This is a genomic window from Paenibacillus sp. FSL H3-0329, assembly GCF_037963285.1.
Classification (GTDB): domain Bacteria; phylum Bacillota; class Bacilli; order Paenibacillales; family Paenibacillaceae; genus Paenibacillus_AQ; species Paenibacillus_AQ odorifer.
The window spans coordinates 4,972,916-4,985,129 of sequence record NZ_CP150150.1; the positions used below are offsets into that span (position 1 = coordinate 4,972,916).

At 50.2% G+C, this 12,214-nt stretch carries 8 protein-coding genes; all 8 read right to left on the reverse strand.

The window, feature by feature from the left end:
* Positions 1 to 16 precede the first annotated feature (16 nt).
* On the reverse strand, positions 17 to 448 hold the full coding sequence (locus NSQ66_RS22105; RefSeq protein WP_038572665.1) for a MarR family transcriptional regulator: 432 nt from the start codon (positions 446 to 448) through the stop codon (positions 17 to 19).
* 157 nt (positions 449 to 605) lie between these two features.
* Positions 606 to 3,536, reverse strand: coding sequence for an insulinase family protein (locus NSQ66_RS22110; RefSeq protein WP_339279397.1), 2,931 nt, complete (start codon positions 3,534 to 3,536; stop codon positions 606 to 608).
* Between the two features lie 71 nt (positions 3,537 to 3,607).
* Positions 3,608 to 5,749, reverse strand: a complete 2,142-nt coding sequence (locus tag NSQ66_RS22115) for an S-layer homology domain-containing protein (protein ID WP_339279398.1) — start codon at positions 5,747 to 5,749, stop codon at positions 3,608 to 3,610.
* 167 nt (positions 5,750 to 5,916) lie between these two features.
* Complete coding sequence (locus NSQ66_RS22120) at positions 5,917 to 7,722, reverse strand: DUF4838 domain-containing protein (protein WP_339279399.1); 1,806 nt, start codon at positions 7,720 to 7,722, stop codon at positions 5,917 to 5,919.
* Between the two features lie 26 nt (positions 7,723 to 7,748).
* Positions 7,749 to 8,909, reverse strand: coding sequence for an amidohydrolase family protein (locus NSQ66_RS22125; RefSeq protein ID WP_339279400.1), 1,161 nt, complete (start codon positions 8,907 to 8,909; stop codon positions 7,749 to 7,751).
* The gene (locus tag NSQ66_RS22130) at positions 8,906 to 9,691 is read right to left on the reverse strand and encodes a glucosamine-6-phosphate deaminase (protein ID WP_339279401.1); all 786 of its coding nucleotides are present in this window, start codon (positions 9,689 to 9,691) and stop codon (positions 8,906 to 8,908) included. Before NSQ66_RS22130 ends, NSQ66_RS22125 begins: the two co-directional genes overlap by 4 nt.
* Positions 9,692 to 9,728: 37 nt before the next feature.
* Positions 9,729 to 11,291: an extracellular solute-binding protein gene (locus tag NSQ66_RS22135; protein WP_076100985.1), complete on the reverse strand. Its 1,563-nt coding sequence runs from the start codon at positions 11,289 to 11,291 to the stop codon at positions 9,729 to 9,731.
* 44 nt (positions 11,292 to 11,335) lie between these two features.
* A complete protein-coding gene (locus tag NSQ66_RS22140) occupies positions 11,336 to 12,205 on the reverse strand; it encodes a carbohydrate ABC transporter permease (protein ID WP_036683160.1) in 870 nt (289 codons plus the stop codon).
* Positions 12,206 to 12,214 lie beyond the last annotated feature (9 nt).

The following is a 12,214-nucleotide window of genomic DNA, read 5'->3' on the forward strand; positions in this document are numbered from 1 at the left end:
GTGAACCTCCGAACGTTTATAAACTTGAACTAACTTTTTGAAGTAAAGACTTTAGGGTTGCAGTTTCTTCCGGACTAAGCGCCTTAGTAATGCTTGCTTCTACCTCAGAGAAAATCTCATTGAACTCTTCCACTAAAAGAGCACCTTTTTCCAATACAAAAATACTCTTTTGACGTTCATCATTTTCAGGAGTGACACGCTGGATATACCCTTTCTTCTCCAACCCCTGAAGCATACTGGTGATGCTCGCCCCCTTCCTGTTAAAGACCTCCGCTAAATCCTTCTGAATAACCCCTTCTGCTTGATTCTCAAAAATATAGCCGATCATGCGGCCTTGTTGTGAATTCAGACCTAACTCATTTAACCTGGTGTCAGCTGTACCTTTTATTTTCATCCCAATCTCTCGTATTAAATTAGAAAATGGTGTGTCTACAACGGGTTTGTTCATTGTTATTCCCTCCTCTTTTGAATTAGTTAGAACTCTAAGTAACATCATTATCATAATAGTTAGAGCTCTAACTGTCAAGGTTCTAACTAAATACAAAAAAAACTCCTCTCCAGCACTTGTCGGCAGACAGGTACTGAAGAGGCGTTTATAGAGAAAATTACATTACTAGTTCTTCTAGGTTTCCGAATAAGCCTTTTGTTGATTTCAGCTTGGATTCATTGCCGACAACAGTGAAATAATTTTGTTCCGTCACAGCCTTAAGCAAATCGGTGTACTGTCTGATGTCTTCCGGTGTGGTCGACAAGATTTCATCCCGTTCCTGCTGCAGCTCGGCCCCGGTTACCTGCTCAAAATAATGCCGGTCCGCCCGCCGTCCCTGAGCGCTTGGGCTCAGCGGCTGGTCCAGCATGGACAGGGTGCCGATAATTGCTTTGGTCATCTCGTCGGCATCCGCTTCATATCCTTCGGTGAATCGGTACGCCTGATCATAAACCTCCAGCGTCTCCTGCAAATTGGGATCACGGTAGGAAGTGAACATCAATATCCCATCTCTGCGCAGCATCAGGCTTCCGCCATAAGCTCCGCCCTTCACGCGCACGGCATTCCACAGATAGGTGAGGCTCATGATTTTTTTGAGCACCTGCATTTTGCCGGAATACGTAAATCCTAGCTTGTTGAAGTCGTAGCCTTTAACCACATATTGCACCTGGCTGGAAGACATAAAACCTTCATTATCCGCATGGCCCTGCGCTGTAATCTTAGGTTTATTCACCCCTGGCCGATCCTGAATTTCCAGCTTCGCTACATTAGCGGCGAATTCTTCATACAAATCAGGGGTACCCGTCACGCTGATGACCAAATTCTGTTTATTGAATAAAACCGTACAGATATCCTTCAGCGTGTCTGCCACCTCAGCTCCCTGCTGATCGATCTTCTCGGCAAGCTCACGGATAAAGCGGTAATAGGCCACGCCACCCTGTTGTTCCTGATACGCTCCCATGTCCGAAAAATAAGACATCAGGCGGCTGGCCGCGATTTCATTGCCTTTTTGGTTCAGAACCGATTCCATCTGCGAAGCTTCCCGGCGCACGATTTCCTGTAGCTTCGTCAGGTTATCGAGCGCGCTGGTATAGAGCAGCTCGCGCAGCAGATCCAGCGATTCGCCAATATGCCCCGCCATCACCTTAACCTGCGCAGTGAATTTAGGCTGATAACTGGCTCCAGTATCTTTTGCAGCGCCAAAGATCTCATTTTTGAAATGAATGCCTCCGGTTTTGATCCCAATTTCACTAGTGAGCTCTTCAATGCTGTAAGAAGCTGTCTCCATTTGGCCCAATACCTCTGCCAGCAGTACAAGATAAGGAATTTGCTCAGGAGCCACAACACTCGTATCCCAATAAAACTTGCAGTACGCAATCTTTTGAGTAGATACGTCATGGTGGATCAGCTTTAGACCCTCAAGGTTATATTCATGGGATGGCACCTGAGGTTCAGCACTGCGGTTAATGTCCTGTAGAGATAAACTCGGCAGCTTCTGCAAATCCTCGGCTGCATCTGCACGACCTTGCCGCGCCAGAAGATGTTGTGTACTCTGCACAAGCTGCTCCAGCTGGTCTGGTTGCTGTGATGATTTGTATTCACTTAATTGACGCTGGGTGCTCGCTTCCTTGTCGGCTGCAATCGTCTTGGACGGGTTCAGCACCACCAGACTGCAATGATCACTATTCAGTAAGTAGACCTCAATCAGCTTCTCAAAATAACGATCCGTTATTTTTTCCCGAATGGTAGTGAATACCTCTTCATAAAGCATATGAGTAGACGGCTGACCGTCATAGAGCCAGGACTTCATCACTTCGATATTGTAAGTAAGTCCCTTTGGATATCGGCTAAAGTCCGCTTCCCGCAGCTCAAATTCCTTGCTGTTGACCGCCGCCAGCACCAGCTTCTCATCCAGCCCGTTCTTAACCAAGCTGCTTAATGTGGTCTTCACCAGCTCCACGAAGGCATCTTTGGCGGAGGCGTTCGAATGTGTCAGGGTAATACCAAGCAGCGGCTGAACCATACTGTCGGAATAAAAAGCAAAGGCATCTTTACCCAGACCGCTTTCCAGCAGGGCTTGCTTAAGCGGAGCTGCATTGCTGTCCATTAGCATGCTTTTCAAAATATCAAAAGCCAGATTCAGTTCCCGATCCGTAGAGGTTCCAATTACATAGTTCAGACTCAAATAAGTTTTGTCGTCGGCCGTTTCTGCTTCCAGAATCGGATAATCCGCTACCAGCTCCGTCATTCCGGTAGGCTGTTGTAGGGGAATGGTGGTATCAAAGCTGTTCTTTTCATAACGGCTAAGGTATTCCTGGTCTATAAATTGCAGCTTCTCTTCAATAGAGACGTCTCCGTACAGATAAAAATAACTGTTGGACGGATGATAATAGTTGCTGTGCGCCTTAAGGAATTGCTCATACGTAAGCGCAGGAATCTCCTGCGGATCTCCACCTGAAGAATGGCGGTAAATCGTGTCTGGATACAACGACTTTTTGATCCTGTCCATCAGTACCGTAAACGGCGAGGAATAGGAACCCTTCATCTCGTTGTAAACCACGCCTTTATAGATCAACTCGTCTTCTGTTTGCTGAAGCTCGTAATGCCAGCCCTCTTGCTCAAAAATCTCCTTTTGCTTATAAATATTCGGCTGAAAGACACTATCCAGGTAGACCTCCATCAGATTGGAGAAATCCTGCTCATTCCGGCTCGCCACCGGATACATCGTCTTATCCCCAAACGTAAATGCGTTCAGGAATGTCTGCATCGAGCCCTTTAGCAATTCTACAAAAGGTTCCTTCACCGGATATTTCTCCGAACCACATAATACAGAATGCTCCAAAATATGAAAGACCCCTGTACTATCTTCAGGAGGGGTCCTGAAGCTCACGCTGAATACCTTGTTGTCATCCTGATTCTGCACGAAAAGCAGCCTGGCGCCGCTCTTCAGATGTTCCATCGTGAATACGGCGGAATCGATCTCCCGGATAAATTCCTCATTAACGACCTGAAATCCATAATATATGTTGCCTGTGATCAAGCGGCTCATAGATTTGCCTCCTCTGCACTGGATGTGATAACTCTATCTGAAGCTTATCATATCCCTGGACGTTTATTCCATTAATAGAAGGCTTCCGGGATTAATTTCTGCAGTCTGACTAAAATTGCCGCTGCCTGCTCACGCACCAGAATCTGCTTAGGATCGAAACGGCTCCCGCTGCCGGTCATTACTTCATGTTCATTCACGGCCTGAATCGCCTGGCGGCTCGCCTCTGACAAACTGGAAGTATCGGCAAACTTCACACGGTCCGGGCTGCCGTACGTAGACAACCGGGCAGCTTTGGTTACCATATCCGCCGCTTCTTCCCGCGTAATACCGCGGTCCGGTTCGAACTTGCCGGCTGAAGAGCTGATAATGCCCAGCTCCTCAGCCTTGGCGATGGTACCGCTGTACCATTTGTCCGCCGGAACATCCTTAAAGCTAGAAGTGGCCTTGGCATCGGGGAACTCATGCAATAGCCGCAGCAGCAGGGTCAGAAATTCAGCCCGGGTCAGCTTCTGCTTAGGAGCCAGCACATTTCCGCTGGCACTCACGCCCTGAATATATCCGCTGCTGAGCGCTGTTGCGATATCCAAACGTGCCCAAGCTGCGACTTTATTGGCATCCGTAAAGCTCGCCAATTCCGGTGAAGAGACATGCAGCGCAAACGTCCGTTTGGAAAGTGCTGGAGCGGCATCTTTACGGTATTTGGTGACTTGCACAGGATAGACACCGGGCTTCATGCCGGCAAAAGACACCTTTCCCGTGCTGTCTGCCACTACGCTTTTTCCTTGAAGTGTCACAGTAGCACCGAAAGCCGGAAGACCGCCCAGCTGACCGTTTGACTTGGTGATATGGAGGGAAAACGGCATATTGGCGCTTGCGTATCCACCCATTTCCTGGCCGTTTTTATCTTTCCATTTCACTTCCATCCGGTCAAGCAGTTCTGTATCATCCGCGTAGTAAACAAGCAGCTGATCCCCATTGCCTATTGTCAGTCTGTACGGGCTATTCTCAGGATACATCCATGCACTACCCCCGCTGAATACAGCAATCTTCCATTCTCCGCGTCCATTGTATCGCCCGTTCTGAATCCCTTCTATAGCTGTGAAGGCCGGTTTAGCTGCATCCGCATTCAGCTTATACGCCAGACCCTTCGCCTGTAAAAAAGCTGCCGCTGCCTTCACAGCATCTCCGCCAACAATATGCCCCCCGGCAAGGGTGCCACCGGGTCCTTCGACCTGAATCGTTGCCCGGTCAAGTCCAGCATGATGTAGTCCGCTATACAGCATGCCAGCCTGCTTGGACAGCAGCTTATAGGAAGTCAGGGCAAGGTAGGCTTGCACAGTAGCGGGACTATCGTTTCCGCCGTCTGCTGTCTGCGCAAAGCCGCCACCCGGAAGCTTCTGCGCCAGCAAATGGTCCAGCAACGAGGCTCCGCCTTCCTTGGTGAAATCTGCTGCATCAACTCCCTGCGAGGATAAAGCAACAATCACCTGCGCTGTCGTCGTAGTTTTACCATCGAATCCTCCGTCTAGCTGCTGCTTGCTCTTAAGCCACTGCAAAGCCTTCTCAATCGGCTGCGCAGTTTGTTCTGAACTCACTTCCGAAGCAAGTGCCGTCAGTACCCAGGCAGTAGCTACCAGATCTCCTTGCTTCTGCCCGGCCAGCGGCCAGCTGCCATCCGCTAGCTGCATATCAAGCAGCTGATAAAACAGCAAATCGGGGTAACGGTTTGTCCGCTCCAATGAATTTGAAATGGAGTTCTTCGAGGTAATATAGGCGGCTGCTACCGCTGCTGCCCCTTCCGAATCAATTCCGTCATGATTCATCAGGAATGGATAAAGATCAATACCCGCGATGTTGTTGATGTTGCCCCCCGCAGCACTGTAAGCCAACGTTGTTCGAGTTAGCTCTGCCACCTTGGTGAACTTGCCCCGCTGTTCCAGAATCTTATCGGCAGTCTGCTCCAGATATCCCTTGGGCAGACTGCGCCCATTCTTGAAGAAACCTACGGCTGCTTCGTCCGGGAATGGCTGTATCGTAAGCAGCACATTCTGCGCCCCTTCCAAGGTACTCTGCATCTCCGCTGTGAATACCGCGGTTGTCTTTTGTGCCGGAGACGGCTCCGCCATTACCGTGCCACTCAGCAATACAAGCAAAATACATAATGCGGTAAGTGTAACCTTCCTTATCGTCCTGTTTATGGGTGTTGCTCTCATATTCATTCTCCTCCAATGTAGTTTGCTAGAACTTTATAAGGTTAGACGCAGCGAAATGGGATTTTGTTCCTGACTATGTTTCAATATACATTTTTATCCAGATAAGAATAACAAAAGACCGCACAGCTACCCGCTTACACGGTAGCCGTACGATCTTTTCAAAACCTTTATTCAGCCTGACCAAACCCCAGCTCACGGTATAATGTCTGTTCCAGATAATCGTGAAGATAGAACCGGGATTTCACAAAATGCTCCGCCATATCGGATGGCTGGTAACGCTCCAAAACCGCTTTCATGCGAGGCAAAACGTTCTCACGTCCACGGCGATTTCTCATGTAATTGTTCAGCAGCGAATGCCATTCCGCATCGTCTCCCGGATAGAGCTCCCAGCGGTAGACATATTTGTGGATCGCCCGCGAACGGTCCGTCGCCGCTTCAAAATCATGCATAATGGCAATCAGCTCTGCTTCATCCTTATGATCCTTCACCTTGTCCAGCAGCTTCCAGATAACATCATAATAATCTTCCAGCTGATAATTCCCGAGCTGAGCATGACCTGTTCTAGGATCAATGCCATGAAACCGCTCCATGAATCGATCGATAAATGTTGAGGCGTCCGCTTTGCGGTTCCAGGCCAAATCGGCGTGCAGCAGCATCGGATACCACGTTGTCTCGAAGATACCATAAGGAACGCCAAGGCTGAACGGTCCCGTCCAGTTCGTGGCGACGATGCAACCGAGGTCCAGCTTCTCCGCCGTCTCCGCCCATTGGAGCAGATTATCCGTCCGGTTCAATAGTACCGGATAATTCTGATGTTCAGCCCAGTCAAAGCTGCGAACCGCCGGTGCTCCCATAACCTCGATACCTAGTGACCTGAATTTATCCGCAAGAGAGGAAACCTCAGCTTCGATATTACGTCCGTTGTATATCCAGATCATCGCCACACTCCGCTTATCCAGCTTTGCCAGTTCTTCCGGCGGGCATTTGTCCAGCATGTCATGCCAGAAAATCGCTTTTTTACCACGGCTGGCTGTAAATTCAATCAAAGTGTTCAAAAAAGCGATAAACGCCCGCTCCCGTACCCCTCCGAACAACGTTTTACAGCGTTCGCATTCACATAAGCTGTACACCTCGTCGCAGCCGAGGTGAATATAACGGGAATCAGGATGGGCATCCATCATCCCCTGTAACAGATCGGTAATCAGCTCGAAGGATTCCGGATGCGACGGGCAGATCTCCCCGAGGGATAACTCCGTTTCGCGCAAGTGCCGCCAGGTGTCGTGGCGGAGCACATACTCCAGATGTCCAAAACTCTGCTGCAGCGGAATGATCTCAATAAAATATTCATGGGCTGTGCGTTTCAGCTCCTCTAGCTGTGTGAGGCTTAACGAATGCTGTGGATGCACGAATTCCGGGTATTTTTGAAATGGGAATTTATCTTCGTATTCAATCAGAACCGCATTCGTTTTATACCGGGCAAAATCCGCCAAATACGATAGCAGCAGCTCTGGCTTGGAAAATGTCTGGCGAAGATCAAAGTTCATCGCCCGCACAGAAGTGTCCGGCCAGTCTGTGATGGTCACGGCAGGAACTTCCCCTGCTGACTTACGCAGCTGTAGTAACGTTTGTAACCCGTAAAACAGCCCCGGCGCGTCCAGTGCTTGGATTACCATCCGGCGCTCCGACACCTCCAGCCTGTACCCTTCCGCCCGGCCGTTAAGCAATTTCAGATCCACTTCATCTGGCTGTGCTCCTTTCGTTTCTGGCTGCGAGAGACTCTGAAGAATAAGTGAATATCCTTTTCCCGAGATAACATGTGTACATTCCAGCTCCGGAAACGCCCGGCGGCAATGAACCACCAGCCTCTGATCATGCCGCTCCATGTAGAGGCTCAGACTTACACCCTCGCTGAACAGAAAAGCTTCTCCCTCTTTCGCTTGGATCTGCTTCGGTTGCGGTATCAAGCTCTGCATCGTTCTCCTCCTAATCTTTGCTGTAATTATTTACTGCAAGCCCTGCTGTGACCATTCTTCCAGCATTCCAGCACGGTAAGTGTCCTGTCTTCATAGCAGAAGCTCACGAGATCGGCAGGTGCTCCAGCCCTAAGCCCTGCCGCCTGCTCCAGCCCCAGCAAAGTAGCCGGATGAACAGAAGCACAATCCCAGGCTTCATCCAGCCGGGCTAATCCAGCCTCCGCAAGATAGGCTACCTGATCTGGAAGCATCATGGCGGAGCCTGCCAGCAGCTGCGGATTACCGGCCAGATGCAGCCGTCCTTCTGCTGTTAATACAACCTCTCCACCGATGTGCAGGTGGTAAGTTCCCGGCAGCATTCCGCTCAGTGATACAGCATCGCTGACCAAGATGGTGCGGCTGCGCTTCATCCGCAGAATTACTTTCAACAGAGCAGGCGGCAAATGTTGGCCATCTGCAATCATACAGCCGTATAGTTCATCCGCCACCAGCTGCTCCCACAAATAGTTGGGATGACGGGGCAGCGTCAGATGTGTGCCATTGCCGAGATGCGTAGACATCACCGCTCCTGCGGCAACCGCCTCCCTAATCTGCTCGGGGGAAGCTGCTGTATGCCCTATGGAAACAAGGATGCCTGATTCACTGCACCGGGCGATAAATGCAGCGGCGTTTGGCCATTCCGGGGAGACGGTGAGGATACGGATAAGCCCTTCAGCCGCTTCCTGCCAGCGGCACAACATATCCCAATCCGGCGGGCCAATATGTTCCCTTGGATGAGCGCCGCGTGGACCCTCTTCTGGTGACAGAAAAGGTCCTTCCAGATGAATACCTACAATCCCCCCAGCATCTTCCGGATACAGCGAAGCGGCTTCCGCAATGGCTGAGATCGCTTGAGCCAGCGCTTCTTTGCCATTGGTAATCAGAGTTGGACAATAGCTGGTAACCCCGTTTCCTAGCAGAAGTCGGGACAGTTCCAATACCGTGGCAGGCTGCAAAGGCAGCGTGTTGAGATCCAGCCCCCAGCCCCCGTTCACTTGCAGATCCACCAACCCGGGTGCCAGCCAGGGCCAATCGGCCATGGCTGGACTCTCCGCAAGTTCGGTGACCGAAGTGATTCGCCCCTGCTCGACACTTACCTCAACCGGCAGCCCAGTCTTGTAGTGCTTTCCTTTAATTGACACGTTCATAGGCCGAAGGCAGCCCGATCCGTGAACATCGTGATCTCCGGATGGGTTCGCAGAATAGTAGCTGGACATGCCGTGCCGATCGAATCATGGAGCGCCGCCTGTAAAGCATTGCGTTTGGACACCCCAGGTACAATTCCGTACAGGTGACGGCCAGCCAGCAAGGCTGGTACCGTAAGCGTCAGCGCATGGGTTGGCACCTCGTCCAGCCTGGTAAAACAACCGTCATTCACCTGCTGGCGGCGGCAGGCTTCCTCCAGTTCGACTGCTTTGACCAACTGCGGGTCGGTAAAATTAGCAACTGGCGGATCATTAAACGCGATATGCCCGTTTTCCCCGATCCCGAGGCAAACGATATCAATAGGAGCCTCGCTCAACAGGGCCGAATATCTCTGGCATTCCTGCACCACATCAGCGAGACCATCCAGCAGTTCTACCCGGCCAGGGTTAACCCGACTATATAGCCGATCTGTCAAAAAACGGCCGAAACGCTGGGGAGCCGAAGCCGCAAGGCCAATGTATTCATCCATATGAAAAGCATTGACCCGGGACCAATCAATCCCCTGCTCCCGCACCAGCCCCTCGTACAGTTCATTTTGCGAAGGTGCGGCTGCAAACACGATTCGGACCTGACGCGCGGAATCTTGAAGCAAAGCTCTAATTTTCTGCGCAACCTGCGATGCCGCCGCAGTGCCCATTAGGCTACGATCTTCATAAACCTGAACGGACATCTGCTCTACTTTGTGTGTCTCTAACGGTTTAATGATGTCATTCATCCCGTTCATCCTTTCCGGGCAACTATTGTCCTTGGCACCAGACAGATTAATTCCCGTTTAACTGAATGTTCTGAACACGCTCGTAAGCTTCCTTATAAGTGCTCAACAACTTATCCACGCCGAGATTGTTCATCTCCTCCACATATTTGTCCCAGTCGGCCAGCTTTCGGGAGCCGGTAACAAACTTGGCAAAGCTTTCATCGCGGTGTTTTTGGATCGCCTGGCCGGTAATCGCGATAATTTCATTCTCTTTCTCCGTAAATGCAGGACGCGGCTGCATCATGGACGGATCATATTTCGTCGCTTCTTCAAAGGCATACTTTAAATTGTCTGAGAACAACGACAGATGTGAGCCAAAGTCGATCCACGTGTACGTTCCGCTAGTCTGAAGTCCTGTCTGCTTCCGCATTTCGATCACATCGTTGTACTCTGGTTTGAACTTAATCGTGTCGCCTTCCTTCACATACGTCTCGCCCTCCACGCCCCAGCTGCTGAGCGTACGTCCCTCTTCGGAATAGAAAAAGTCCATATAGCTCATCACATCATCGATGTTCTTTGAGGTTGATGCCACGGTTAGGCCACCTTCCATATAATGAAAATACGGGTTCAGTTGCTTGCCGCCGGCAATGCCCGCTGGAGGAGCCATGAACTGCATGTTGAACTCCGGATTTTCCTGCTGCATCGCATTGTTAAAAAAATCGATCCGGCTGATGTAATCAATGGTCACAAACGATTTGCCCGTGGACACCATGTCCTGCCATTGCTTAGTTTGCAGAGATAGAAAGTCAGGCGGAATCAGCCCTTCGTCATAAAATATTTTCCACATGCCAACCATTTCCTTGTAACTATCTTCCGTAGGCCCAAAAAGCCACTCTTTTTTATCAAAATCATAATAAGCCCCTTCACCTGTCCCGTAATTCACAGTCATATTGGCATTCATTTCATCAGGAATTTGACCGTAACGGATCGAGAGCGGATAGCTGTCCGGATATTTCGCCTTCAAGGTTTTTAGAGCTGTATGCAGCTCCTCATATGTGGCTGGTGCCTGGATTCCTTCTTTGTCAAAAATGTCTTTACGGTATAACCAGATCATGCGATTCGTCTCGCCAAAGCCCTGATTCGGGAACATATACATTTTGCCATCAGCAGACAGTGCAGCCTTCGCTTCCTCTGGATACTGCTTTACCCAGGCGGTCAGATTCGGCATTTTGTCCATATACTCCATCAAATCCACCAACGCACCCTGTTGCCCGAATTTATTCGATTCTTTGCGGTTAGGCATATACATCAGATCCGGCATTGCCTTCGAGGCAATCGCCAGGTTCAAGCTCTCTTCAAGCTTCCCTGAAGGGGTCTGCACCTCGAGTGTGACACCGGTTTTCTCCTTCAGCCAGCTCCAAATGGGCCAGCTTTTCGAATAAGGGAACGTAGCATTGTTGTCTAAGAGCGCAGTGAAGGTTTTTTCGGTTTTGGACGAATCAGTAGGTGAAGCGGTACTACTGCCCTGAGTATTACTCTGCGGCGAGGTGTCATTGCCCCCTCCGCTGCAGCCAGTTACTACGGTTGCTGCAATTACCAGTGGCAGCAGTACAGATTTCCATTTGTTCATTACGATCTCTCCCTTATTCTGAATTTGTGACGGTTCCACCCACCTCAGCCTTTAACCGCGCCAATCATGGCCCCCTTAACGAAATACTTCTGCACAAATGGATACACAATCAGAATCGGAAGCGTCGAGACCATAATCGTCGCGTACTTCAGCGATTCTTCTATCACCATGTTGTCACCTCCAATGCTAGTAACATCTCCCGAGCTAGCACTGCCAGCCAGCACCAAATTGCGCAGCAGCACTTGCAGCGGGAACAAATCCGGTGAGCGCAGGTAGAGCAGCGGGTAAATAAAGTTATTCCACATGCCAACCGCGTAAAAGAGTGCTATGGTGGCGAAGGAAGCCTTGGAAAGCGGAACAATAATACGGATAAATATGCCGATATCATTCAGTCCGTCGATGCGGCCTGACTCCTCCAGCTCTTTAGGAATGCCGGAGAAAAAGGTCCGCATCAGAATCAGATTCCAAGTGCTAACCGCCCCCGGCAGCACCATGCCCCATACGGTATCGACCAGATCCAGGGAGCGAACCACGAGGAACGTAGGAATCATCCCTCCGCTGAAAAACATCGTCACCACAATCAACAGGGTGAAGCTCTTGCGCAGCGCCATATCACTGCGTGAGAGTGCATAGGCACCCGTGGAGGTGACCACCAACGAGATAAAGGTGCCAAGCACGGTGTAAATGAGTGTATTTTTGTAAGCCACCCAGATTTGCGAATCTCCGAGTACAAGCTTATACATATTCAGGTTAAAACCCTTAGGCCAGAAAGAAACTGTATTCTTCATGACATGCACATCACTACTGAGAGAGACAGCGAGCATATGCAGGAACGGATAAAGCGTGACCACCACAACCACGAGAAGGATAAAAGTGCTCACGACATTAAACCAGGATAAACGGGGTGATCTCATCACCACACC